The sequence below is a fragment of the Weizmannia sp. FSL W8-0676 genome (assembly GCF_038593015.1).
Lineage (GTDB): Bacteria > Bacillota > Bacilli > Bacillales > Bacillaceae_C > Weizmannia > Weizmannia coagulans.
Window position 1 is genome coordinate 1,296,885 of the sequence record NZ_CP151954.1, and the last position, 25,571, is coordinate 1,322,455.

A 25,571-nucleotide genomic window follows, 5' to 3' on the forward strand; every position below is an offset into this window, starting at 1 on the left:
TTTTCATCTTGCAAAACCCGGCAGGATGAGGAGTGTAAGTATGAGTCGTTTCGGAAAAGTTTCAACGGCAATGGTGACGCCTTTTGACCATAAAGGGAATCTAGATTTGCAAAAGGTGGCAAAGCTGGTTGATTATTTAATTGAAAACGGGACAGAATCTTTGGTCGTTGCGGGAACAACGGGGGAATCCCCGACACTCTCGCCTGAAGAAAAAACCGCGCTGTTCAAGCAGGTTGTGAAAACGTCAAACGGGCGGGTGCCGGTCATTGCTGGAACAGGGAGCAATAACACGTATGCTTCGATCGAATTGACGAAGCGTGCGGAATCATGCGGCGTTGATGCCGTCATGGCTGTCGGCCCGTATTACAACAAACCGAACCAGGCCGGCATGTATGCCCATTTCAAAGCGATTGCGGAATCCACCAGCCTCCCGGTTGTCATTTATAATATCCCGGGCCGGTCGGCTGTCAATATTGAACCGGAAACGATCATCGAACTTTCCAAAATCCCGAATATTGTTGCGGTAAAAGAAGCAAGCGGGAATTTGGATGCGATGGCGCAAATCATTGCCCGTACGCCGGATGATTTTGAATTATACTGCGGGGATGACGGCCTGACGATTCCCGTGCTTTCAATCGGCGGGGCGGGTGTGATTTCGGTTGCTTCCCATGTTGCCGGCCCGGCCATACAGGAAATGGTGCAAGCCTTTTTTGCCGGGGATGTAACAAAAGCGGCAAGGCTGCACCAAAAGCTGCTTCCATTAATGCGCGGTTTGTTTATGGCGCCTAATCCGGCACCGGTCAAAACCGCTTTGCAATTAAAAGGGATGGATGCCGGTGGCGTCCGCCTCCCACTCGTTCCGTTAACAAAAGAAGAACGGGAAACCATTCACCACCTGCTTGGCGATCTTTAAGCAAAAAAAACGGCCCTTCCGGAAAAACGGACAGGGTCGTTTTTTGCTTAAGCGGGTTTTGAAGAAAGCCCCCATGCCGGCTCCAGGGAAAAAAGCAGGCCCTCTCCCGCCAATCTGCTGGCAAACAGCAGATTGGCGGAAATAGGCAGCATTTGTCGATGGAAATATCACGCTCTCTTCATTGACCGGATATACCCTTTTCGGTTAAGCTATACATAAGAGAAAGGAACGGACAGCAATTTATTTTTACAGGCTCGGAAAGTCTTTTTCGATAGAACCGGGACGGTGCAAGTGGACGTGCGGGCGCCTGGTGCCAGGCATGGCGTTTTAAAAGGGATGCGGCGGAAGAGCCGGCCGCTTATTTTTTATGCCGGGAACTTGGATATGCGTAAGGCCGTATCGGATGGAATCCGGCAACCCCTTGCGATCTATCAAAAAGAAACGTGATTCCTGCTCTAGAATTTCAAACAACACAGGAGGAAAAGAATTTTGCGTAAGGAAAAAAACGAAACCATTAAGGTCATTCCTTTAGGAGGAATTGGTGAAATCGGAAAGAATATGTACGTGGTGGAAACCGGAGAAGACCTGTTTGTGCTTGATGCCGGGCTGATGCTACCGGAAGACGAAATGCTCGGGATCGATATTGTCATCCCGGATTTTACTTATTTAATGGAAAACAGGCAGCGGATAAAGGGAATTTTCTTGACACACGGGCATGAGGACGCGATCGGCGCCCTGCCATATATCCTGATGAAACTCAACGTGCCGGTGTTTGCCACAAAGTTTACCATCGCGCTGGCGAAAGAAAAGTTGAAGGAACTAAAAGTGAAAAAGCATATCCGCTTTAAAGAAATTGATGCCGATACGGTTCTCCATTTTGATGCTGCAGATATTTACTTTTTCAAAACAACACACAGCATTCCCGACTCGGTCGGCATTTGCATTTCCACATCGGAAGGCAATATTGTGTATACCGGCGATTTTAAATTTGACCAGGAAATGGGCGGGCATTATCGTTCGGAAATCGGAAAAATGTCGAAAATCGGCGAAGAAGGCGTGCTCCTGTTACTATCCGACAGCACGGAAGCGGAACATCCGGGATATACGACCCATGAGTCTGTTGTGGCGGAAGAAATTACGGATGCTTTCTACGATGCAAAGGGCCGGATTATTATCGCGAGCTTTGCCTCGAACTTAATCAGAGTGCAGCAAGTGCTCGATGCGGCTTCTACTACCGGCCGCAAAGTTGCGTTTGTCGGAAATTATCTTGAAAAAGTATATAAAATTGCATTAAAATTGGGATACTTGCAGACCCGGACAGATGACCTCATTATCCCGCTGCAGCAAATTTCAAAATACCGGGACGAAGAACTGGCGATTTTGACAACAGGGAGTCAGGGGGAACCGTTTCTCGTCCTTCAAAAAATGGCGAAAAAGAACCATAAGCAGGTCAATATTCAAAAAGGGGATACGGTCATCCTTGCCACAACGCCGTCTCCGGGGCTGGAACTGTTCATGGCGAAAACGATTGACATGCTTTACCGTGCAGGAGCCGATGTTTACGCGGGCAACCGGAAAATCCACGTGACCGGCCACGGCTGCCAGGAAGATTTAAAGCTGATGCTTGATTTAATGAGGCCAAAATACTTTGTCCCGATCCAGGGGGAATACAGGAGCCTGTATGCCCATGCAAAACTGGCGTACAAAACGGGGATGCCGAAAGAATCGGTCATCATCTCAAGCAACGGGGAAGTATTGGAATACAAGCACGGCAAATTCCAGGCGAGCGGCCGGGTTGCTTCCGGCAATATTCTCATTGACGGAATCGGCGTTGGCGATGTCGGCAATATTGTGTTGCGGGACCGCAAACTTTTAAGCCAGGACGGGATATTGGTTGTCGTCGTCACGCTTGATAAAAAGCATAAAAAACTGGCTGCCGGTCCTGAAATTATCTCGCGCGGGTTTGTCTATGTCCGCGAATCCGAAAAGCTGATCAGCCATTCATCCAACATCGTAAAAGAAGTGGTGGAACAGAACACGTCACAAGATGCTTTTGACTGGACGAGTATTAAACAGGGGATCCGCGACCATCTCAGCTCCTTTTTATATGAGCAGACGAAAAGGCGCCCGATGATCCTGCCAATTATTATGGAAGTTTGATGCCCATGCCGGACAGAGGGCGGGGCGGGGGTTCCCGCGTGCCCGCCCTCTTTGTGGCACAAGGCCCGCCTGGTGCACCATTAAAAATGCAAGGCAAAGCCCCGCTTCCGGTTCCGGAAACCGCGGGGCTTCCGTATGAAAACCCCTTCCGTGCAAATAATAAGGCGTAAAGGCGTTAAGCCCTTACATTACAGGCAAAAGGGGTTTTAGAAAAATGAGCGACCAGCAACCGAATAAAGAAGAACCGAAAGAAGGAAATGCGGCATCCGCGCTTGTAGAGAAAATCCAGCAGCTCGGCCAGACAAATGTGCCGCAGCTCGCGCAGGACTCCAATATCCACTGCCTGGCCATCGTCGGCCAGATTGAAGGGCATCTGCAGCTGCCGCCCCAAAATAAAACGACAAAGTATGAGCATATGATCCCCCAGCTTGTCGCGATTGAACAAAATCCGAAAATTGAAGGGGTGCTCGTCATTCTGAACACGGTCGGAGGGGATGTGGAAGCCGGGCTTGCCATTTCCGAAATGCTTGCATCCCTTTCCAAACCCACTGTTTCGATTGTGCTCGGCGGGGGGCATTCTATCGGCGTGCCGATCGCTGTATCCTGTTCGTATTCCTTTATTGCTGAAACCGCGACGATGACGATTCACCCGATCCGGCTCACAGGCCTTGTCATTGGCGTCCCGCAAACATTTGAATATCTGGATAAAATGCAGGAACGGGTGATCAAGTTTGTGACACGGCATTCGCATGTAGAAGAAGAGGTTTTTAAAGACTTAATGTTTGCGAAAGGGAATTTGACAAGGGATATCGGCACCAATATTGTTGGCCAAGAAGCCGTTGAGTACGGTCTGATTGATGAAGTGGGCGGGATTGGCAAAGCGCTTGGCAAATTAAACAGCCTCATTGAAAAATACCGGGATGAAAAAGGGAAAGAGGGGCTGATCCAATGATTCTCTACACGATGATGCCGCAGGAGCTGATTTTTCCTGAAGATGCAAACGCCTGGAATAAAATTGAAATGTTAAACGTAAAAGGCGTGCCGGTACTGGCGGAGCAGCTTGATGAAGGATACCGGATTACCCGTATTCTCAGCTCCAATCCTTTTGACTATCTGAACCCGGAGCTTGCACCCGGAAATGTGATCCGCCATTTCGGGCCGTAAACCACCCGGGCCGCAAATATGCTATAATATGTTAAAACAAGCAGCCACACAGGCTGCTTTCTTGCATCCCGTTCCGGCAGGCAAAGCTGAAAAATACGTTTTCACTATCGAAGGTGGTTATATGGCGAAAAAAAAGCGGCGCAGAAGAAAAAAAGCTGCTGAACAAATTAAGATAGATTTAAAGTTTGAGTTGCTCGGTATTATCCTGCTTACGCTCAGCATTTTTACCCTTTACCATATCGGCAAAACGGGCACAACCCTGATTCTGTTCTTCCGGTTTTTCTTCGGCCGGCTGTACTGGGTTGCGGTTGCCTCTCTGGTCGTGCTCAGCGTGTTTCTCATGATCAAACGGGCATGGCCTGCATTTTTCACTGTCCGCATGACCGGATTTTATCTTTTATTTGCGAGCGCCCTCCTTTACTGCCATGAGCGGCTTATCGGGTCATTGGCAAAAGCGCATGAACTGTCCGGCAACAGTGCGGTCGTCAATACGATCAGGATCTGGCATCAGGAGGAGCAGATCTGGTGGAAGCTTGTGCTCGGGGGGGATGTGCACGGCAATATTTTCAACACGCAGATCGGCGGCGGCATGGCAGGTGCGGTTTTATATGCGGCTTCCCATTTTTTATTTGACTCGGCGGGTACGAAAATCATTTGCGTTTTACTCGCGCTCATCGCCCTGATGCTTTTAACGGGCAAGCCCGTAAGCCCGTATGTGGATAAGGCACTGGAAGGGCTCTGGCTGTTTTTAAAAAAGCAATGGAACCAGATGAAAACAGAGTTTGGGGCATGGCGGGAAGCCAAAAAAGAAAAACAGGAAAAGAAACGGCAGAAAGCGCCGTTGCAGCCGCAATCCGCCTCCGCAGATGGGGAAGGCCATGACGGGGATGCCGGGCCGGCAAGCGGGGAAACGCCTCCCCCGATTATTTCCAGCTTTACGGAGCAATATGCCGGCGCGGCTCCGCAAGCGGAAGAGGCGCAGCCGGAAACGCCGGATACAGAAGCGGAAGAGGACCATACGCCTCCGATCCAGTTTACGGAATATGAAAATGAAGATTATCAATTGCCGCCCCTGACGCTGTTAAAAAGGCCGCGGGCAGCGGACCAGAGCAGCGAATATAAAGCGATCCATGCCAATGCGGCAAAACTCGAACGGACTTTCCAAAGCTTCGGGGTCAAGGCACGTGTGACACAGGTGCATTTAGGGCCTGCCGTTACAAAATACGAAGTGCACCCCGATGTCGGCGTGAAAGTCAGCAAGATTGTCAGTTTAAGTGACGACATTGCCCTTGCGCTGGCGGCGAAAGATATCCGGATGGAAGCGCCGATCCCGGGGAAATCAGCGATCGGCATCGAAGTCCCGAATAAGGAAATCGCGGTCGTATCGCTCAGGGAAGTGCTCGAAGGAAAGGAAAATAACCCGCAGGCAAAACTGCAGATCGGGCTTGGCCGGGATATTACAGGGCAGGCAGTGCTCGCGGAGCTGAATAAGATGCCCCACCTGCTTGTGGCCGGTGCAACGGGGAGCGGGAAAAGCGTGTGCATTAACGGCATCATTACGAGCATCTTAATGCGCGCCAAACCGCATGAAGTGAAAATGATGATGATTGACCCGAAAATGGTCGAATTGAATGTTTATAACGGTGTCCCGCATTTGCTTGCGCCGGTTGTGACCAATCCGAAAAAAGCTTCCCAGGCGCTGAAAAAAGTCGTGAATGAGATGGAACGGAGGTATGAGCTTTTTTCCCATACCGGCACGCGCAATATCGAAGGATACAACGACCATATTAAAAAAAGCAATATCGAAACAGGGGACAAGCAGCCGCTTTTGCCTTATATCGTTGTCATTATTGATGAGCTTGCCGATTTAATGATGGTGGCAAGCGGCGATGTGGAAGATTCCATTACGCGGCTGTCGCAAATGGCGCGGGCGGCAGGCATTCATCTGATCATTGCCACGCAGCGGCCGTCCGTTGATGTCATTACCGGTGTCATTAAAGCCAACATCCCGTCAAGAATCGCTTTTGCCGTATCTTCGGCGACTGACTCGAGAACGATTTTGGATACGGGCGGCGCGGAAAAACTGCTTGGCCGGGGGGACATGCTGTTTTTGCCGGTCGGGGCTTCCAAACCGGTCCGCGTCCAGGGCGCTTATCTTTCCGATGAAGAAGTGGAAGAAGTCGTTGATTTCGTCATTTCCCAGCAAAAAGCCCAGTACCAGGAAGAGATGATTCCGGAAGAGCCCCAGGACCAGCCGGATTTCGACGACGAATTATATGATGAAGCAGTTCTCTTAATCTCGGAAATGCAGACTGCTTCCGTCTCCATGTTGCAGCGCCGTTTCCGGATTGGCTATACAAGGGCGGCGCGGCTAATTGATGCAATGGAAGCAAGAGGGGTTGTCGGGCCGTATGAAGGCAGCAAGCCGCGTGCGGTTTTGATCCCGAAACCGTCGGAAGAACAGAGCTCGTAGTACGCCAAAGAAAAAGCCTGCGCGCACCGCAGCGGCCGCAAAACGCCGCGGTGCGCGCAGTTTTTACTATTTTCGACAAAAATATAAATTTATGTTTCTTTCGCAATTAAAAAATGATATATTTATGACGGTAAGCTGGATTCGGTTTCTTTTGAAAAGCCGTTATCCAAAAATAACTTTCCCGGGGGGAACAAAAGTGAAAAAGCGTAAATTTGGTTTGGCTCTTGCCGCTGTCCTGGCAGCAGGGACGCTTCTCGGCGCATGCGGCACAAAGAGCGACAATTCCGGCAGCAAAGGTAAGGACAAGTTTACCGTTGCACTCGTAACCGATACGGGCGGAATTGACGATCGTTCTTTTAACCAGTCGGCATGGGAAGGCTTGCAGCAGTTCGGGAAGGACAATCACTTGTCAAAAGGCAAAGGCGGCTTTGACTATCTGCAATCCAAATCGGATGCAGATTACACAACGAATCTGAACACGGCCGTCCGGAAACAGTTTGACCTCGTTTACGGTGTCGGCTACAAGCTGAAGCCGGCCATTGAAAAAATTGCGGATCAGCGTAAAAATACCAATTTCGCAATCATTGACGATGTCATTACCGGAAAGAAAAATGTGGCGAGCATTACGTTTAAAGAACAAGAAGGTTCCTTCCTTGTCGGGGTCGTGGCAGGTATGGCGACAAAAACCAATAAAATCGGATTTATCGGCGGGACAGACAGCGATTTGATCAATAAATTCGCAGCCGGGTTCCGTGCGGGCGTCAAAGCTGCTAATCCGAAAGCAAATGTGCAAATCCAGTATGTCGGCTCGTTTGATGATGCAAGCAAAGGGCAGTCGATGGCTTCAGCAATGTATAAATCCGGCATCGACGTGATTTACCATGCAGCCGGCGGCAGCGGGAAAGGCGTCTTTACAGAAGCGAAAAATATTAAACAGAATGATCCAAACAAAAACGTCTGGGTCATCGGTGTGGACCGCGACCAGGCAGATGAAGGAAAGGTAACGGTTAAAGGAAAGGAATACAATGTAACACTGACTTCAATGGTCAAACGGGTTGATAAGGCAGTCATCGATTTATCGACCAAAGCGAAAGACGGCAAATTCCCGGGCGGGAAAAACATTGTTTACGGCTTGAAAGAAGATGCCATCGGGATTGCGCCGACACAGGACAATTTAACGCCTGAAATGAAATCGGCCGTGAAAGACTGGAAACAAAAGATCATAAACGGGAAAGTAAACATTCCGTCAAAATTAAAATAATCGATCCATCTCACGGGACTGGTTTTTGCCGGTCCCGTGTTAAAAATGTTTAAAAAATGAAACAATTTTAGCCATCCACAAAGGCAGGGCGGATTCCCCGAAGCTGCCGTCTGAAGACGCCATGACGATTGCTTTCTTTAGACCCCAATGGTAAGGAGTGATAAAGGGTGGATTACGTAATTGAAATGCTCCATATTCGCAAAGAATTTCCGGGAATTGTTGCGAACGATGACATCACCCTGCAGGTAAAAAAAGGAGAAATCCACGCGCTGCTTGGAGAAAACGGCGCCGGAAAGTCGACGTTAATGAATGTACTTTTCGGGCTGTATCAGCCGGAAAAGGGAGAAATCCGTGTAAACGGCCAGAAAGTGAACATTACAGATCCGAATGTGGCAAATGATCTCGGCATCGGCATGGTTCATCAGCATTTTATGCTCATTGATAAGTTTACGGTGACTGAAAATATTATACTCGGCAAGGAACCGAAAAAATCCGTTACCATCGATGTCAAAAAAGCGGAACAGCAAGTCCGGGAAATTTCCGACCGTTACGGGCTGGATGTGGATCCGCAAGCGAAAATTTCAGATATTTCCGTCGGCATGCAGCAGCGGGTGGAAATTTTAAAAACGCTGTACCGGGGCGCAGAAATCCTTATTTTTGACGAACCGACGGCCGTGCTTACGCCGCAGGAGATCCATGAACTGATCGGCATTATGAAGACGCTAATCCGGGAAGGAAAATCCATCATTTTAATTACCCATAAATTGAAAGAAATTATGGAAGTATGCGACCGGGTCACCGTCATCCGCAAAGGGAAGGGCATCGGGACGCTTAATGTCCAAGATACAAACCCGCAGGAACTCGCCCATTTAATGGTCGGGCGGGATGTTCTTTTCAAGACGGAAAAAACGGAGGGCCACCCGGGGCAAAATGTGCTTGAAATCGAGCAACTGCATGTGAAAGATTCACGCGGGGTGGAAGCGGTCAGAGGGCTGGATTTAACCGTCAGAGCCGGTGAAATTGTCGGCATTGCCGGTGTGGACGGTAATGGGCAGTCAGAGCTGATTGAAGCGATTACAGGGCTCAGAAAAGCGGACAGCGGCACAGTCCGCCTGAACGGCAAAAACATTACGAACTTAAGGCCGCGCAAAGTAACGGAAGCGGGCGTCGCCCATATTCCCGAGGACAGGCATAAATACGGGCTTGTACTCGATTATACGATCGGGGAAAACATGGTGCTGCAAACGTATTACAAAAAGCCGATGTCCCGTAACGGCATCTTAAATTACAAAGAAATTTATAAAAAGGCAAAATCGATCATTGCAGAATTCGATGTGCGCACCCCGAGCGAATTTACAAAAGCGCGGGCGCTCTCAGGGGGAAACCAGCAGAAAGCGATCATCGGGCGTGAAGTGGACCGCGATCCGGATCTTTTGATTGCGGCACAGCCGACCCGCGGGCTTGATGTCGGGGCAATTGAGTTTATCCACAGGCGGCTGATTGAACAGCGGGACCACGGAAAGGCTGTCCTGCTTGTATCGTTTGAACTGGATGAAATTATGAACTTAAGTGACCGGATTGCCGTCATCTACGAAGGAGCCATCATTGATATTGTCGATCCGAAGCAGACGACAGAACAGGAGCTTGGGCTCTTGATGGCCGGTTCCAAAAAAGAAAGGGAAGGTGAACAAACCAATGTCTAACCGAACATTGAACCTTCTGATCCCTGTCGTGTCTGTCATTCTCGGCCTTTTGGCAGGCGCATTGATTATGCTTGTCAGCGGCTATAACCCGGTGAATGGATATATTGCACTCTGGAACGGCGCTTTCGGCCAGGTTTTTTACGTTGGCGAAACGCTGCGGCTTGCAACGCCTTATATTTTTGCGGGGCTTGCGATTGCATTTGCATTCCGGACCGGGTTGTTTAATATCGGGGCTGAAGGCCAGCTGATCGTCGGATGGATTGCGGCTGTCTGGGTCGGCGTTGCTTTTGATCTGCCAAAAGTAATCCACTTGCCGCTCGCAATACTTGCCGCCTGCTGCGCCGGGGCATTTTGGGGATTCATTCCCGGCCTTTTGAAAGCGCGGCTCAGGGTGCATGAAGTCATTGTGACCATTATGATGAATTATATTGCGCTGCACACATCCAACTATTTAATCCGGAATGTGCTTTCAAAGCAGCAGGATACGACACCGCATATTCATCATTCGGCATCCCTTTCGTCTCCTTTTTTTCAGAAGATTACCGACTTTTCCACTTTGCACAATGGCATTTACCTTGCTTTGGTTGCTGTTGTGGTGATGTGGTTTATCATTGAAAAGACCACGCTCGGCTTTGAACTGAAATCGGTCGGGTTTAACCAGAGCGCATCCGAATACGCCGGCATGAGTGTGAATCGCAGCATTATCCTTTCCATGGCCATCTCCGGCGCTTTTGCCGGGCTCGGCGGCGCAATGGAGGGGCTCGGGAATTACGGCTTTGCCTTTTTGCAATCTTCTTTCTCCGGCATCGGGTTTGACGGCATTGCGGTGGCACTGCTCGGCGGGAATACGGCGCCCGGCGTTTTGATCGCAGCTGTTTTATTCGGCGCTTTAAAAGTCGGCTCGCTGAACATGCCGGTCGATGCCAATGTGCCGAATGAGCTGGTCAACATTGTCATTGCTTTGATTATTCTTTTTGTCGCATCCGGCTATATCATCAAATGGTCTCTGGCCCGTTTGAAAAGGGAGGCGAAATAAAATGCATTTTATGACCGCTTTGGAAATCATGATTTCGGCATCTTTACTATCTGCAGCGCCACTTATTTTTACTGCTTTGGGAGGCGTTTTCTCCGAACGTTCCGGCGTGGTGAACATCGGCCTTGAAGGGCTAATGATCATGGGGGCTTTTATATCGATTGTCTTTAACTTAACGTTTTCGCATGCCCTAGGCGCCTGGACGCCGTGGATCGCGGTGCTGGTGGCGATGCTTGTCGGCGGATTATTTGCCCTGATCCATGCGGCTGCATCCATTTCTTTCCGCGCCGACCAGACAGTCAGCGGCGTCGCGATCAACTTTCTTGCGCTCGGCGTCGCCATGTTTCTCATCAAAAACATTTACGGAAAAGGCCAGACCAATACGATCAGCGAATATTTCCAACAGGTGGATGTTCCCGGCCTCAGCCATATTCCCGGGATCGGCAAACTGTTTTTCCAGGGGATCACATACCCTTCATACATCGCCATCCTGATTGCGATTCTCGTCTGGTTTATCCTTTATAAAACGCCGTTCGGCCTGCGCCTCCGCTCGGTCGGGGAACATCCGATGGCGGCCGATACGATGGGCATCAATGTTGTAAAAATGCGTTACTTTGCCGTCTTTTTATCCGGTGTATTCGGCGGGATCGGCGGGGCCGTGTACGCGCAGTCGATCACCCTGAATTTCAGTTCCTCGACGATTTCAGGGCAAGGGTATATGGCGCTCGCTGCGATGATTTTCGGCAAATGGAATCCGCTTGGCGCGATGGGGGCCGCTTTATTTTTCGGATTTGCGCAGAGCCTCAGCATCGTCGGCAACAGCATTCCGTATTTGAAAGAAATTCCGAACGTTTATTTGCTCATTGCGCCGTATGTCCTGACCATTCTGGCACTTGCCGGGTTCATCGGGCGTGCGGAAGCCCCGAAAGCGGACGGTGTCCCTTATATCAAGGGTGAACGCTAATTTATTCCATCCGGCATCAGGCTGCTTTCCCCGTCTGGTGCCGGTTCTTTTTATGTGCCGTAAAACTTGCCGGGACACCTGTCTCCCCTGTATAGTAAAATTAATGCATTTACAGGTTAAACAACCCCGCAGTCAGGCATACTTTTACTATTGGCACGAAGCTCGTTGAAAAAGGAGGATCCATATGGCCATTTCAAAAGAGACGGTTCGCAAAATGAAAGGGTACACACTACATACCATCAAAACGGACAAATACAAAACGAATACGCTTGTATGGAAAATGAAAGCGCCACTTGAAAAAGACACGGTTACGCTGCGGGCCCTGCTCCCGAATGTTCTTCAAAGCAGCACGGGGCGATTGAAGACGACCGCAAAATTAAGGGCGTATCTCGATGATTTGTACGGCGCTCATTTTTATGTCGATACGGCCAAAAAAGGGGAATACCATATTCTGACCTTTACGATTGAAATTGCGAACGAAAAATTTTTGCAGGATGCAGAACCGCTGCTCCAGCGGGGAGTTGAATTTTTGGCGGAAGTTTTGCTGAACCCGCATGCAGACGGCGGGCAGTTTGACAGCCAAACGGTGGAGAAGGAAAAACGGGTGCTGAAACAGCGGATCCAGTCTGTATACGATGATAAAATGCGGTATGCAAGCATGCGGCTGATTGAAGAAATGTGCAAAGAAGAGCCGTACGCACTGCAGGCAAACGGCGTTCTTGATGATGTGGACGCCATCACGCCCGCTTCGCTTTATCAATATTATCAAAAAGCGATCCGGGAAGATGAACTGGACTTGTTTGTGACGGGCGATGTCGATGAAGACCGGCTTGCGGCCATTTGCGAATGCCTGCGTTTTCCGGACCGCGAGCCGAAACGGGCTGCCTCAAGAACGCTCCAAAAGGTCTCCGGCGTCAAAAAAATCAAGGAATCCCAGGATATCCGCCAGGGCAAGCTCAATATCGGCTACCGCACCAATATTACGTTCGGGGACAGCGATTATTTTCCGCTTCAGATGTTTAACGGCATTTTCGGCGGTTTTTCCCACTCCAAGCTTTTCCTGAATGTACGGGAGAAAGAAAGCCTTTGCTATTATGTCGCGAGCCAGATCGAGAGCCATAAAGGGCTGATGATGGTGATGAGCGGCATTGAATCCGCGAATTTTGACAAGGCCGTCTCCATTATTGAAAAACAGCTGGAAGCAATGAAAAACGGGGATTTCAGCGAACAGGAAATCGGGCAAACGAAAGCCGTTATCCGCAACCAGCTGCTTGAGTCAACGGATACATCCCGCGGCCTCGTTGAAATTTTGTACCATAACGTCATTGCCGGCACCGAAACCGGCGTGGAAGATTGGATAAGGGAAATCAAGGCAGTCGAAAAAGGGGAAATTGTGAAAGTGGCCGCAAAAATTGAACCCGATACGATCTACTTCTTGTCCGGAATGGAGGGGAAATAAATGGAAACCCAACAATTCAGTCAGCTTGGCGAAACGCTTTACGGTGAAACACTTGATAACGGATTAAAAGTATATGTGCTCCCGAAGCGCGGGTTTAACAAAACATTTGTTACGTTTACGACAAAATACGGTTCAGTTGACAACACGTTTGTCCCGCTTGGGAAAAGCGATTTTGTGCGGGTCCCGGATGGCATTGCCCATTTTCTTGAACATAAAATGTTTGAAAAAGAAGACGGGGATGTGTTTCAGCAATTCAGCCGGCAGGGCGCATCGGCCAATGCTTTCACGAGTTTTAACCGGACGGCCTACCTGTTTTCAAGCACCGATCAGGTGATGAAAAACCTGGAAACGCTGGTGGATATGGTGCAAACGCCGTATTTTACCGCACAGACGGTTGAAAAAGAAAAGGGGATTATCGGCCAGGAAATCATGATGTACAATGACAACCCGGACTGGCGGCTGTATTACGGCCTGATTGAAAATTTATATGCAAACCACCCGGTAAAAATTGACATTGCCGGCACGGTTGACTCGATCGCAAAAATCACCGCAGCGCAATTATACGAGTGTTACCATACATTTTATCATCCGAGCAATATGCTGCTGTTTGCCGTCGGAAATGTATCGCCGGATGAGGTGCTTTCTTTTATGAGAGAAAACCAGGCGAAGAAAAAGTACGAAAAAGCACCGGAGATTAAAAGGCGTTTTCCGGAAGAACCGGCACAGGCGGCCGAAAAAGAGCAAAAATTGCATATGAATGTGCAGATACCAAAATGCCTTGTTGGCGTAAAGGCGCTTCATACGAGCCAGCGCGGCGCTGAAATGCAAAAGAACGAACTGGTGGTCAATCTTCTCCTTGACATGCTGTTCGGCCGCAGTTCAGATGCGTACAATGCGTTGTACAATGACGGCCTGATCGACACCAGTTTTTCTTTTGACTATTCCCAGGAGCAGGGATTCGGATTTGCGATGGTCGGAGGGGATACGAAAGATCCGGATCTTTTGGCAAAGCGGCTGAAAGAGGTGATGGTTGGGGCAAAAGAAGGAAAAGGGTTGGCAGAAGAAGCGCTTGAACGGACGAAAAAGAAAAAGATCGGGGGATTTCTGCGCCAGCTGAATTCACCTGAATTTATCGCCAACCAGTTTACAAGATACGCGTTTAATGATATGAATTTATTTGACGTCGTCCCTGTGCTTGAACAAATCCGGTTCAGCGATGTGCTGGAAACGGCGGAAGCTTTTTTTGATGAAGAACGGTTTACCGTTTGCCAGGTTTTACCGAAATAACCCGGGGCAGCCCCGGGTTTTTAAATGGGGGAGAAAATTGAAAAAGTTTGCGTTGATTACGGGTGCGAGCGGCGGAATCGGAAAGGCCACAGCTGAAATGCTGGCAAAAGAAGGATGGAATCTGTATTTGCATTACCACCAAAATGAAGCGGCGATCAAAGAACTGCTTTCCATCTGCCGGCAATTCGGGGCGGAAGCGATCCCGATCCGCGCCGACCTCACAACAGACGGCACCGTGAAAACGATAGTAGAAAATGTTTTTCATCTCGATGCGATCATCCATGCGGCCGGCATTTCCCATTACGGGCTATTTTCGGATATCGATGACGAAGCCATTGACAAGCTTTACCGGATTCATGTAAAGGCGCCGCTTCTGATTATCAGGCAGCTGTTGCCCAAATTGCGGCAAAATGAGGTTTCGCACATTGTGCTTGTCAGTTCAATCTGGGGGCAGGCAGGCGCGGCGTGCGAGGCCGTATATTCGGCGATGAAAGGCGCACAGATCGCATTTGTAAAAGCGCTCGCCAAAGAAACGGCAAGAAGCGGCGTACGCGTGAATGCAGTCGCACCCGGGGCGGTTGGCACCAACATGCTTGCCAGGTTTGCGCCGGAAGAAATTTCAGATCTCGAAGCGGACATCCCGCTTGGCCGGCTTGCCAAACCGGAAGAAATTGCCGGCGCAGTTTCTTTCCTGCTCTCGGGAAAAAGCATTTACATCACCGGCCAGACGATTGGCGTCAACGGGGGCTGGTATATGTAGCCCCGCCCGGCAAAAGATGCAAAGGAATCCGCATTGTTTTTTCACGCGGGTTAACCAAAAAACGGGCAAATTTGCCAACCGCAACACCGTTCCGCCCGGCCGGTGCCTTGAAAGAAGCACGGGTTCCATTTTCCATGCATAGCCTTCCAAGCCAGGTCACAAACTAAGGTTGAACAACTTGAAAGGAGACTGTGACATGAACGTATTTGAAAACTGGGACCAATGGAAAAACTTTTTGGGGGACCGCCTCAACCAGGCAAAGCAACAGGGGATGCCCCAGGAAACGATTAACAAACTTGCTGAGCAGGTCGGCGATTATTTGGCCGCACAAGTAGATCCGAAAAATGAACAGGAACGCGTTCTTGCCGATTTATGGTCAGTGGCATCGCAGGAAGAGCAGCAAGCCATTGCCAATGTAATGGTAAAACTCGTTCAAAATAACGGTACCCAGTCATAAAGAAATACCGGCGCATCACAATAACAATTGGCGGCTTTTTAAAAGCCGGCTGTTTGGTGATGCCGCCGGTTTTTTTCATGTCCCGACAAAATTCACGATTTTTAGAGCTTTCACTTCCTTATTGCTGAAAAATCATATATCATATAACCTAGATATGTTCGTTGGGATCCGGATTTCGGGAGGGGTTTTGAGTGGATGACAGGAAAGAGTGGTACTTGGAATATGAAATCACGATCAACCGGCCGGGGCTTTTGGGTGATGTTTCCTCCCTCTTGGGCATGTTAGCGATCAATATCAGAAGCATTAACGGCGTTGACCATAAAAAACGGGGCTTGCTGCTGCTTGTCAAAAATGAAGAACAGATCGGCCGGCTCGAATCGATATTGCAAACAGTGGAAACGATAAAAGTAACGAAAATCAGGGAATCCAAGCTCAGGGACAGACTTGCGGTCCGGCACGGAAGGTATATCCAGCGCGATCATGACGACCGGAAAACATTCCGCTTTGTGCGCGATGATCTCGGGATTCTGGTCGATTTTATGGCCGAGCATTTTAAACAGGAAGGCCATAAGCTGATTGGCATTCGCGGGATGCCGCGCGTCGGAAAAACAGAGTCAATTGTGGCGGCAAGCGTGTGTGCCAATAAAAAGTGGATTTTTCTTTCCTCCACGATGATCAAACAGACGGTGAGAAGCAGCCTGATTGAGGATGAATATAATCCAAACAATATTTTTATCCTGGATGGCATCGTATCCGCTGAGAGGGGAAACGAACGGCACTGGCAGATGATCCGTGAAATCATGCGGCTCCCGGCTGTAAAAGTGGTGGAACACCCGGATATTTTCGTGCAGCGTTCGGAATACACGCTCGATGATTTTGATTACATTATTGAGTTGAGAGAAGACCCGTCACAGGAAATTACATACGACTTGCTCCAGCAAAACCGGATGTTTCAAGGCGGATTTGGAGGATTTGATTACTAGATTGGCAGGTGTTACTATGACGGAATTAGGGAATCGTTTAAAAGAAGCGAGGAAAGAAAAGGGCATCAGCCTGGATGATTTGCAGGAGATGACCAAGATCCAAAAAAGATATTTGAAAAACATTGAAGAAGGAAATTATGATTCAATGCCTGGAAAATTTTACGTCCGGGCATTTATTAAGCAGTATGCCGAGGCAGTCGGGCTTGACCCGGAAACTTTATTTGAAGAGTATGAAAGCGACATCCCCCGTACGGAACAGGAAGAATTTCCTGAGCAACTTTCGCGGGTGCAGATGTCCAACAAAAGGGCTGCACCGGATACCGTCAAGATGATGAACGTGCTGCCGAGGATTCTTGTCGTCGCCGCCATCATCGCGATTTTATTTTTGCTTTGGTTTGTTGTATATAAGCTTGCCGGCCACAACACGAAGGAAAAATTAAACAGCGGGGCTTCCGGCAATGTAAGCGTGCAAAAAGAAAGCATAAAATCGGCTGAAAAGGTGTCATCCGGCAGAAATACCGGCAGCTCTTCCGAAAAAAATGCGGCGAAAACGCCAAAAAAACCGGCATCGGAAACGAAGAAAACAGCCCAAAAACTGGAAACCGTGTCTTCAAGCGGGTACACGACCACCTATAAACTGGCCGGCACCAGCCAGTTCAAACTTGAACTGAAAGCAAACGGCGGCCGATCATGGGTACAGGTGAAAAACAGCGACGGTTCAACCAACTTTCAACAATTGCTGAATGATGGGGACAGCCGGACAGCGGATCTGTCAAAACAAAAACAAGTCACGATTACGATCGGAAACACCGTCAATACGGAAGTGTATATCAATGGCAAAGAACTAAAATACCATATTCCGGCATCCAAAGAAGTACGCCAGGATATGATCATCCAGTTTAACGGCCCACAAACGGAATAAGCCTTGTTTAAGGCTTTTTCTTTGGAAAATATATGGACAGTTGGAGGAAAATCCAGTGAATTTGCCGAATAAAATTACTGTATCACGCGTATGTTTAATCCCTGTTTTTTTACTCATCATGGCGGTGCCGTTCGATTGGGGCACCTTTGAATGGCTGGGAGCCGAAATTCCGGTCACCCATTTTGCCGGTGCGGTGATTTTTGCAGTTGCATCCATGACAGACTGGATCGACGGCCATTATGCCCGCAAATACAATCTCGTTACCAACTTCGGGAAATTCCTCGATCCGCTTGCGGACAAACTGCTTGTTTCAACGGCGTTTATTTTGCTCGTCGGGCTCAAGCTGGCGCCGGCATGGATTGTTGTCGTGATCATTGCCCGCGAGTTTGCCGTGACGGGTTTGCGGCTAATTTTGGCAGAGGGCGGGGAAGTTGCAGCAGCCAATATGCTTGGAAAAATCAAAACATGGACGCAAATCATTGCCATCCTTTTATTGCTGTTGCATAACTTCCCGTTTTCGGCACTCTCATTCCGCATGGATCTGGTCGCTTTGTGGGTGGCGCTCATCTTTACCATCTGGTCAGGCGCTGATTATTTCTATTTAAACCGGGGCGTATTTGCCCGCTCGAAATAACCAAGCAGTGAGAGCCTCTCACTGCTTTTTTGCCCGCCGGCGCTGATGCTAACCCGGCACGGGCCGCAGGATTTCCGGGAAAAGGCGGCATTGCGGGGCGGATTTCGGGTCTTCTGGATTGGCGCCGCCATGTGTTCGTTTTTTGCTTTAAAAGAGAGGGAGGAATGGAAAGTGAATGCCGAAATAATTGCAGTCGGTTCGGAACTTTTGCTTGGCCAGATCACCAATACAAACGCCACATTTATTGCTGCGCAATTGGCAGAAATCGGCGTGGATGTGTACTATCAGACCGTTGTCGGCGATAACGCAGAGCGGCTCGAAGCGGCAATTCGTACAGCGGAGGGCCGCGCCGATTTATTGATTTTTACTGGCGGGCTCGGTCCGACAAAGGATGATTTAACAAAAGAAACGATTGCATCGCATATCGGAAAAAAACTGGTCACAGACGAAGATGCCATGCGTTCCATCGAACAGTTTTTTATCCGTACAAAACGAAAAATGACGGAAAACAACAAAAAGCAGGCGCTTGTCATTGAAGGCTCGAAAGTGTTTCCGAATGACCACGGCATGGCGCCGGGCATGCTGGCCAAAAGCCGAAACCACTATTACATGCTGCTCCCCGGCCCGCCGCATGAACTGGAACCGATGTTTATCCATTATGCCAGTCCCGCGATCCAGGATGAACTGGAAACGATCGAAAAAATCGAATCGCGCGTTCTCCGTTTCTTCGGGATCGGCGAATCCCAACTGGAAACAGAAATCCGCCAAATATTGGAAACCCAGAGCAATCCGACTGTTGCTCCGCTTGCGAAAGAAGGGGAAGTGACACTCAGGATTACGGCGAAACACCAGTCGGTGGCAACGGCGAACCAAATGATCGATCAAGTGGAAAAAGAGATTTTGCAAATTGCCGGATCGTATTTTTACGGTTATAACGATACGACGTTAATGGAGGCCCTGTTTGAAAAACTTTCAGAAAAACAGCTGACGCTGGCCTGCGCGGAAAGCCTGACTGCCGGCAAATTTGCAGCGGAAATGGCGTCCATCCAGGGTGTCAGCACGATGCTGAAAGGCGGCGTTGTTGTCTATTCGAACGAAGCGAAGATGAAGCTTGCCAAAGTGAAAAAAGAAACACTTGACAAGTACGGCGCCGTCAGCAGCCAGTGTGCAAAAGAACTGGCGGAAAATATCCGCAGCATCATGGATGCCGACATTGGCATCAGTTTTACAGGTGTGGCCGGCCCGGACTCCCTTGAAGGCCATCCGCCGGGAACCGTGTGGATCGGCATTGCCATAAAAGGGAAAGAAACGGCCGCCTATCTGTTGGAACTTTCCGGATCCCGGAACAACGTCCGCACGAGATCGGTGAAATACGGCTGCTGGCATTTGCTGAAACTGCTTTAGTCCGAAAGCCGCTTCTGCTCATTGCAAATGGCGGAAGCGGCCTTTTTACGAAAAAAATTTGTTTGCCAAAAATTCAATTTTCGGCCCTTTTTGCCGGGGAAATTTCCATTTTTGCAGGGGAAAAACCCCATTTTTTTGCCGGATTTTTGCAAAAAAGAGACGAATAGGCGTTCGACATTTTGCTTGGCAAACACGGAAAAAACGGGTATAGTATAGATATAGATTTATTGCTTTCAAGAGTCCGTGATGAATAAAAGGAGGAAATTTTGTGAATGATCGTCAACAAGCCTTAGACCAGGCTCTGAAACAAATAGAAAAGCAATTTGGCAAGGGTTCCATTATGCGGCTGGGCGAGCAGACCGACCGGGTTGTCTCCACGATCCCGACCGGTTCGCTTGCGCTTGATATTGCCCTTGGTGTCGGCGGCTACCCGCGCGGCCGCGTCATTGAAATATACGGCCCTGAAAGTTCCGGTAAAACAACGGTTGCCCTGCATGCGATTGCGGAAGTCCAGGCACAGGGCGGACAGGCTGCCTTTATTGATGCGGAACACGCACTTGACCCGGTTTATGCCCAAAAGCTCGGTGTCAACATTGATGAACTGCTCCTGTCCCAGCCGGATACGGGCGAACAGGCGCTGGAAATTGCAGAAGCGCTCGTCCGCAGCGGCGCAGTGGACATTATTGTCGTTGACTCTGTTGCTGCGCTTGTGCCGCGAGCGGAAATTGAAGGAGAAATGGGCGATTCCCATGTCGGCCTCCAGGCACGGCTGATGTCCCAGGCGCTGCGGAAATTATCGGGCGCGATCAACAAATCAAACACGATTGCGATTTTCATTAACCAGATCCGGGAAAAAGTCGGCGTGATGTTCGGCAATCCTGAAGTCACACCGGGCGGACGCGCGCTCAAATTTTACTCGTCCGTGCGCCTTGAAGTGCGCCGCGCCGAACAGATCAAACAAGGGAGTGACATTGTCGGCAACAAAACGAAAATCAAGGTTGTCAAAAACAAAGTAGCGCCTCCGTTTAAAACGGCAGAAGTGGATATTATGTACGGCGAAGGGATCTCAAAAGAAGGCGAGATCGTCGATATGGGAAGCGACCTTGACATCATCCAAAAAAGCGGGGCCTGGTATGCTTATAACGGCGAGCGGCTCGGCCAGGGGCGTGAAAATGCGAAACAGTTTTTAAAGGAAAATGCGGATTTGAAAAACGAGATTGCCGCAAAAATCCGGGAACATTACGACCTGGCGGAAGATGCCGGTTCCCATGAAAACGAAAAAGCTGCAGATGAAAAGGAAGCTGTGGAAGGACAGGAAGAATTGAATTTGGAGTAACCTATAAGCGCCTGAAATGCTGACCGCATCCAGGCGCTTTTTGCCGTCCTTTTCCACCGGGCTTTTTTGCGCCGCAAAAGCTGCATGGCTGAAAGGGATCAACACAAATTACGATGGCAATCTTTCCGCTTCACTTGACAATAAAAATTCCCACCTTTAAAATTAATATGTATATTTTATTTTTCTAAAAACGACTTTCTCCTGTACGGAAAGCAAACCCTCCCGGAAGTTTCCGGAAGGGAGCCGGTTTTTAATCCGGCAGCTTTTCCGCGTACGGCTGACAGAACATCCTTGTCTTCAGCCGGACCGGGACGAAACGCATGATGTTTTCATGCCTATACACCGGAGGGGATTGCCCCGGGATCGACGTTTTACTTTTTAAGCCAGGCGCTGTATACTGTAAACCTAAGGATTAATGTAACAGCCGACATTTTTTAACGTGGAAGAAGTTCATAGCAAGAGGAGGTGAGATTGATGGAGTCTCTCATATGGATCATCTCCCTTTTGCTTGTCCTTATCGTCGGTGTAGTTGTTGGCTATTTCATCCGGAGATCAATTTATGAAGCAAAAATTGCAGGGGCGAAAAATGCGGCGGATCAGATCGTCGATGAAGCAAAACGCGAAGCTGACCGCCTGAAAAAAGAAGCCCTGCTTGAAGCGAAGGATGAAAATCATAAACTTCGTACGGATATGGAACGGGAATTGCGTGAACGAAGAAATGAATTGCAAAGACAGGAAAACCGCTTATTGCAAAAGGAAGAGAACCTCGACCGCAAAGATGAATCGCTCGATAAGCGTGAATCGATGCTTAAAAAGAAAGAGGATTCTTTAAACCTGAGACAACAACATATTGAAGAGATGGAAAGCAAATTGGAGGAGATGGTTAACGAGCAGGAGTCTGAGCTGGAAAGAATCTCGGGCCTCAATCGCGAACAGGCGAAAGCCATCATTATTGAAAAACTGGAAAACGAGCTTTCCCATGACATTGCCGTTAAGGTAAAGGAAGCGGAAACAAGGGCAAAAGAAGAAGCCGACAAAAAGGCGAAAAGCATTCTTTCGCTAGCCATTCAGCGGTGTGCAGCCGAGCATGTTGCTGAAACAACGGTATCGGTTGTCAATTTGCCGAATGATGAAATGAAAGGCCGCATCATCGGAAGGGAAGGGCGCAATATCCGGACGCTTGAAACGCTGACCGGGATTGACCTGATCATCGATGATACGCCGGAAGCGGTGATTCTTTCGGGATTCGATCCGGTGCGCCGGGAAACGGCACGCATTGCACTGGAAAAACTGGTTCAAGACGGCCGCATCCATCCGGCCCGCATTGAAGAAATGGTTGAAAAAGCAAGGCGGGAAGTGGATGAACATATACGCGAAGTGGGGGAACAAACCACTTTTGAAGTCGGTGTCCATGGCCTTCATCCGGACTTAATCAAAATTCTTGGCCGGTTAAAATTCCGCACGAGCTACGGGCAAAATGTCCTCAAGCACTCGATAGAAGTCGCATTCCTTTCCGGATTGCTGGCTGCCGAACTCGGGGAAGATGAAATCCTTGCCCGCCGTGCCGGCCTGCTTCATGATATCGGAAAAGCGGTAGACCATGAAGTAGAAGGAAGCCATGTGCAAATTGGCGTCGAACTCGCAACCAAATACAAGGAACATCCGGTGGTCATTAACAGTATTGCTTCCCACCATGGCGATACGGAACCGACCTCTATTATCGCGGTGCTTGTCGCTGCCGCTGATGCTTTATCCGCTGCACGGCCTGGGGCGCGCAGCGAAACGCTTGAACATTACATCAGGCGGCTTGAAAAGCTGGAGGAAATCGCCGAATCGTATGAAGGCGTTGAAAAATCGTTCGCTATCCAGGCGGGGAGAGAAGTACGCATTATGGTGAAACCGGAACAGATCGACGACCTGGAAGCCCACCGCCTGGCACGTGATATCCGCAAAAAAATTGAAAATGAGCTGGATTATCCGGGCCATATTAAAGTAACGGTCATTCGGGAAACGCGGGCTGTTGAATATGCAAAATAAGCGGTGACGTGTTCACCGCTTATTTTCTTTAAACGTTTTGAAAGAAAATGAAGATGGTTTTATAAAGCAAAGAAAGGATTTATTGCATGGAGATTCTATTTATAGGGGATGTTGTCGGGTCATTAGGGCGTGAGATGGTGAACGAATATTTGCCGAAGTTAAAGGCGAAATATAGGCCGCATTTGACCATCGTAAACGGGGAAAATGCAGCCGGCGGGCGCGGGATTACCAAAAACATTTACCGTGGTCTGCTGGATGCAGGTGCGGATATCATCACGCTCGGAAACCATGCATGGGACAACAAAGAGATTTTTGACTTTATTGAGGAAGCAAAATGGATGGTGCGTCCGGCCAATTTTCCGGACGGAACCCCAGGAAAAGGGATGGCGCTGATCAAAGCGGAAGGAACGGAGTTTGCAGTCATCAACCTGCAGGGCAGAACGTTTATGAATGCGCTCGATGACCCGTTCCGGAAAGCAGAAGAGATGGTGGCGCTGGCAAGAAAAAGAACCCATTTTATCTTTGTTGATTTCCATGCCGAAACGACAAGCGAAAAACAGGCAATGGGCTGGTTTCTGGACGGCAAAGTGTCGGCCGTGATCGGGACCCATACGCATGTGCAAACCGCCGATGCAAGAATTTTGCCAAACGGTACTGCCTATCTGACCGATGCCGGCATGACCGGTCCGTACGATGCCATTCTCGGTATGGACAAAGAAGCAGTAATGAAAAAATTTCTGACTTCGCTTCCCGTCCGTTTCGAAGTACCAAAGTCGGGAAGGAAAATATTAAGCGGATGCATCATCAGCCTTGATAAAAAAACAGGCAAAGCTGCAACAATCCAAAATATTTTAATCAATGAAGACCGCCCGTTTATCTCTGAATAAACGGGTTTTTTCTGTTTCCGGATGGATGCCGGGCAGAAGAGCGCCTCTTTTTATGTACCGGCGCTTATGAAGGATGGCATAACTCGCAAAACAAAGGAATATAGTAGCAGTGAAATGATTTTTCCCGCTGTGCGGGGGCAGCTCCCCGGAGTTTTTTGAGCAAGAGACGTTCATGAAAGCCCGCACGACAAGCAGGAGAATCAGCAGCCTGATATGCGGGGCGGCTGCCGGATTTTAAGGCAGCCGCCCCATTTCCAGCGAAGCTGCAAAAGGCCGGTCTGGAAACGGGCAAGAGATACTTCACGTTCGAACATGAATCGTCACTCTGAACGGACATTCGGTTAACGGAAGGAGACAAGGAGGAGAAGGAATGGAAATATTAAAAGTTTCAGCAAAATCTAATCCTAATTCTGTAGCTGGTGCACTTGCCGGTGTTCTTCGTGAAAGAGGGGGGGCGGAAATCCAGGCGATCGGGGCGGGCGCCATTAACCAGGCTGTAAAAGCCGTTGCCATTGCAAGAGGGTTTGTGGCCCCAAGCGGTGTGGATTTAATTTGCATCCCGGCTTTCACGGACATTCAGATTGAAGGAGAAGAAAGAACCGCTATTAAACTTATCGTTGAACCCCGCTGATATAGATTGGAAAGAAACGCTGTTTGCAGAAGCAGGCAGCTTTTTTTGCATGGAAAAAAGGTTTGCGGAAACTGTCATACTTTGCCGGCAAAAAAGACCCGTACCCATGATAAAGTAAAATCGTGGCACGCTTTATCTTTGCGCCTTTTTTACTGCAGCCTGAAAAGTGGCTGAAGGAGGGGTGAAAGTTGATCCATATCATTGCTACTGCCGAATCGTCCGGGCAGGCTGAAGCGCTGATTGCGGCCGGAGTGGATACCCTCTATATCGGGGGGAACCGTTTCGGCTTGCGCATGCCCGGCCATATCACGCTTGAAGAAATAGGCGACATTACAAAGTTTGCACACCGGCAGAACAGGAAAGTGTATACAGCCGTTAACGGATTGATGCATAACGGCCATATAGAGGCGCTTCCCGAATATTTGTCATCACTTGAAAAAGCGGGAGTGGATGCGATTACTGTCGGGGATCCGGGCGTGATACAGCTCTTAAAAGAAATGAAACTGAATCTGCCTTATATTTACGATGCACAGACGCTTGTCACATCGGCAAACCAGATAAAGTTCTGGCTCAAACGCGGGGCAATAGGTGCCGTGGCGGCGCGCGAATGTACTTTTATTGAATTAAAAGAGATACAGGCGCAAATCAAGCAACCCGTCGAGGTACAAGTATACGGCCCGACATGCATCCACCACTCGAAGCGCCGCTTGCTTTCGAATTACACCCAATTTGCGCATCTTAATGCCGGCACAACTGTCCGTGACAGGCTCAGCATCAGCGAGAAGAAAGACCGGGAAAAGCAGTATCCGCTTTTTGAGGATGAAAATGGCACCCATATTTTTTCCGCAGAAGACATTGCGCTCATTCGGTATTTGCCGGATCTGCACAGGGCCGGGCTGGATACGTGGAAACTCGACGGCATTTTGGCCGAAGGGGAAACCTTTACGGACATTGCCGCCCTTTATGTCCGGGCAAAAGAAGCGGTGCTGTCCGGCACATTTGATGCGGCGCGTTTTTCAGCTGAGCTTTTGCAATTGCAGCCGGAAACACGGAAGCTTGGCACGAGGTTTTTCCTGCGGCAGCCGGATGAAGTACAGTAGGAG

The 25,571-nt window shown here is 49.2% G+C and carries 22 protein-coding genes; all 22 read left to right on the plus strand.

What is annotated here, in order from left to right; all coding sequences use genetic code 11:
- Positions 1 to 40 precede the first annotated feature (40 nt).
- The 22 genes from dapA (at position 41) to NST20_RS06380 (ending at position 25,568) form a co-directional block, all read left to right on the plus strand.
- A complete protein-coding gene (gene dapA / locus NST20_RS06275; RefSeq protein WP_019721112.1) occupies positions 41 to 913 on the plus strand; it encodes a 4-hydroxy-tetrahydrodipicolinate synthase in 873 nt (290 codons plus the stop codon).
- Between the two features lie 489 nt (positions 914 to 1,402).
- A complete protein-coding gene (locus NST20_RS06280; RefSeq protein ID WP_013859148.1) occupies positions 1,403 to 3,073 on the plus strand; it encodes a ribonuclease J in 1,671 nt (556 codons plus the stop codon).
- Positions 3,074 to 3,287: 214 nt separating this feature from the next.
- Complete coding sequence (locus tag NST20_RS06285; protein WP_013859149.1) at positions 3,288 to 4,025, plus strand: ClpP family protease; 738 nt, start codon at positions 3,288 to 3,290, stop codon at positions 4,023 to 4,025.
- Positions 4,022 to 4,237, plus strand: coding sequence for a YlzJ-like family protein (locus NST20_RS06290; RefSeq protein WP_013859150.1), 216 nt, complete (start codon positions 4,022 to 4,024; stop codon positions 4,235 to 4,237). The genes NST20_RS06285 and NST20_RS06290 overlap by 4 nt, the downstream gene beginning before the upstream one ends.
- Positions 4,238 to 4,358: 121 nt before the next feature.
- Positions 4,359 to 6,710 carry a DNA translocase FtsK gene (locus NST20_RS06295; protein ID WP_029141548.1) on the plus strand — a complete coding sequence of 784 codons (2,352 nt, stop codon included), beginning with the start codon at positions 4,359 to 4,361 and terminating at the stop codon, positions 6,708 to 6,710.
- Between the two features lie 196 nt (positions 6,711 to 6,906).
- On the plus strand, positions 6,907 to 7,971 hold the full coding sequence (locus NST20_RS06300) for a BMP family ABC transporter substrate-binding protein (protein ID WP_342400271.1): 1,065 nt from the start codon (positions 6,907 to 6,909) through the stop codon (positions 7,969 to 7,971).
- 167 nt (positions 7,972 to 8,138) lie between these two features.
- Positions 8,139 to 9,674 carry an ABC transporter ATP-binding protein gene (locus NST20_RS06305; protein ID WP_029141546.1) on the plus strand — a complete coding sequence of 512 codons (1,536 nt, stop codon included), beginning with the start codon at positions 8,139 to 8,141 and terminating at the stop codon, positions 9,672 to 9,674.
- The gene (locus NST20_RS06310) at positions 9,667 to 10,710 is read left to right on the plus strand and encodes an ABC transporter permease (RefSeq protein ID WP_342400272.1); all 1,044 of its coding nucleotides are present in this window, start codon (positions 9,667 to 9,669) and stop codon (positions 10,708 to 10,710) included. The genes NST20_RS06305 and NST20_RS06310 overlap by 8 nt, the downstream gene beginning before the upstream one ends.
- Position 10,711: 1 nt before the next feature.
- Positions 10,712 to 11,671, plus strand: a complete 960-nt coding sequence (locus NST20_RS06315) for an ABC transporter permease (RefSeq protein ID WP_029141544.1) — start codon at positions 10,712 to 10,714, stop codon at positions 11,669 to 11,671.
- A 184-nt stretch (positions 11,672 to 11,855) separates the two neighbouring features.
- Positions 11,856 to 13,130, plus strand: coding sequence for a pitrilysin family protein (locus NST20_RS06320; protein WP_013859156.1), 1,275 nt, complete (start codon positions 11,856 to 11,858; stop codon positions 13,128 to 13,130).
- Positions 13,131 to 14,417 (plus strand): pitrilysin family protein, encoded by a 1,287-nt coding sequence (locus tag NST20_RS06325; protein WP_342400273.1) that lies wholly within the window; start codon positions 13,131 to 13,133, stop codon positions 14,415 to 14,417.
- Between the two features lie 37 nt (positions 14,418 to 14,454).
- Positions 14,455 to 15,177, plus strand: coding sequence for an SDR family oxidoreductase (locus NST20_RS06330; protein WP_328013938.1), 723 nt, complete (start codon positions 14,455 to 14,457; stop codon positions 15,175 to 15,177).
- 196 nt (positions 15,178 to 15,373) lie between these two features.
- Positions 15,374 to 15,634: a DUF3243 domain-containing protein gene (locus NST20_RS06335; protein ID WP_013859159.1), complete on the plus strand. Its 261-nt coding sequence runs from the start codon at positions 15,374 to 15,376 to the stop codon at positions 15,632 to 15,634.
- A gap of 191 nt (positions 15,635 to 15,825) precedes the next feature.
- The gene (locus NST20_RS06340; RefSeq protein ID WP_017554614.1) at positions 15,826 to 16,617 is read left to right on the plus strand and encodes a DUF3388 domain-containing protein; all 792 of its coding nucleotides are present in this window, start codon (positions 15,826 to 15,828) and stop codon (positions 16,615 to 16,617) included.
- 16 nt (positions 16,618 to 16,633) lie between these two features.
- Complete coding sequence (locus NST20_RS06345; protein WP_195850471.1) at positions 16,634 to 17,539, plus strand: RodZ family helix-turn-helix domain-containing protein; 906 nt, start codon at positions 16,634 to 16,636, stop codon at positions 17,537 to 17,539.
- A 55-nt stretch (positions 17,540 to 17,594) separates the two neighbouring features.
- On the plus strand, positions 17,595 to 18,173 hold the full coding sequence (gene pgsA, locus NST20_RS06350; RefSeq protein WP_019721121.1) for a CDP-diacylglycerol--glycerol-3-phosphate 3-phosphatidyltransferase: 579 nt from the start codon (positions 17,595 to 17,597) through the stop codon (positions 18,171 to 18,173).
- A 171-nt stretch (positions 18,174 to 18,344) separates the two neighbouring features.
- Positions 18,345 to 19,577: a competence/damage-inducible protein A gene (locus tag NST20_RS06355; RefSeq protein WP_342400274.1), complete on the plus strand. Its 1,233-nt coding sequence runs from the start codon at positions 18,345 to 18,347 to the stop codon at positions 19,575 to 19,577.
- A gap of 268 nt (positions 19,578 to 19,845) precedes the next feature.
- Positions 19,846 to 20,913 carry a recombinase RecA gene (recA, locus tag NST20_RS06360; protein ID WP_019721123.1) on the plus strand — a complete coding sequence of 356 codons (1,068 nt, stop codon included), beginning with the start codon at positions 19,846 to 19,848 and terminating at the stop codon, positions 20,911 to 20,913.
- Positions 20,914 to 21,387: 474 nt separating this feature from the next.
- Entirely contained in the window at positions 21,388 to 22,950 is a 1,563-nt protein-coding gene (gene rny / locus NST20_RS06365; protein WP_118499371.1) for a ribonuclease Y, read from the plus strand.
- Positions 22,951 to 23,036: 86 nt separating this feature from the next.
- On the plus strand, positions 23,037 to 23,837 hold the full coding sequence (locus NST20_RS06370; protein ID WP_013859168.1) for a TIGR00282 family metallophosphoesterase: 801 nt from the start codon (positions 23,037 to 23,039) through the stop codon (positions 23,835 to 23,837).
- A gap of 370 nt (positions 23,838 to 24,207) precedes the next feature.
- Entirely contained in the window at positions 24,208 to 24,468 is a 261-nt protein-coding gene (spoVS, locus tag NST20_RS06375) for a stage V sporulation protein SpoVS (RefSeq protein ID WP_013859169.1), read from the plus strand.
- A gap of 188 nt (positions 24,469 to 24,656) precedes the next feature.
- Positions 24,657 to 25,568 carry a peptidase U32 family protein gene (locus tag NST20_RS06380; protein WP_342400275.1) on the plus strand — a complete coding sequence of 304 codons (912 nt, stop codon included), beginning with the start codon at positions 24,657 to 24,659 and terminating at the stop codon, positions 25,566 to 25,568.
- Positions 25,569 to 25,571: the final 3 nt, after the last annotated feature.

Excerpts from the sequence above, each read along its gene's own strand:
- dapA (WP_019721112.1), top strand. The coding sequence starts at position 41 with ATGAGTCGTTTCGGAAAAGTTTCAACGGCAATGGTGACGCCTTTTGAC.
- NST20_RS06285 (WP_013859149.1), top strand. The coding sequence starts at position 3,288 with ATGAGCGACCAGCAACCGAATAAAGAAGAACCGAAAGAAGGAAATGCG.
- NST20_RS06290 (WP_013859150.1), top strand. The coding sequence starts at position 4,022 with ATGATTCTCTACACGATGATGCCGCAGGAGCTGATTTTTCCTGAAGAT.
- NST20_RS06295 (WP_029141548.1), top strand. The coding sequence starts at position 4,359 with ATGGCGAAAAAAAAGCGGCGCAGAAGAAAAAAAGCTGCTGAACAAATT.
- NST20_RS06310 (WP_342400272.1), top strand. The coding sequence starts at position 9,667 with ATGTCTAACCGAACATTGAACCTTCTGATCCCTGTCGTGTCTGTCATT.
- NST20_RS06315 (WP_029141544.1), top strand. The coding sequence starts at position 10,712 with ATGCATTTTATGACCGCTTTGGAAATCATGATTTCGGCATCTTTACTA.
- NST20_RS06320 (WP_013859156.1), top strand. The coding sequence starts at position 11,856 with ATGGCCATTTCAAAAGAGACGGTTCGCAAAATGAAAGGGTACACACTA.
- NST20_RS06325 (WP_342400273.1), top strand. The coding sequence starts at position 13,131 with ATGGAAACCCAACAATTCAGTCAGCTTGGCGAAACGCTTTACGGTGAA.
- NST20_RS06335 (WP_013859159.1), top strand. The coding sequence starts at position 15,374 with ATGAACGTATTTGAAAACTGGGACCAATGGAAAAACTTTTTGGGGGAC.
- NST20_RS06345 (WP_195850471.1), top strand. The coding sequence starts at position 16,634 with ATGACGGAATTAGGGAATCGTTTAAAAGAAGCGAGGAAAGAAAAGGGC.
- rny (WP_118499371.1), top strand. The coding sequence starts at position 21,388 with ATGGAGTCTCTCATATGGATCATCTCCCTTTTGCTTGTCCTTATCGTC.
- NST20_RS06370 (WP_013859168.1), top strand. The coding sequence starts at position 23,037 with ATGGAGATTCTATTTATAGGGGATGTTGTCGGGTCATTAGGGCGTGAG.
- spoVS (WP_013859169.1), top strand. The coding sequence starts at position 24,208 with ATGGAAATATTAAAAGTTTCAGCAAAATCTAATCCTAATTCTGTAGCT.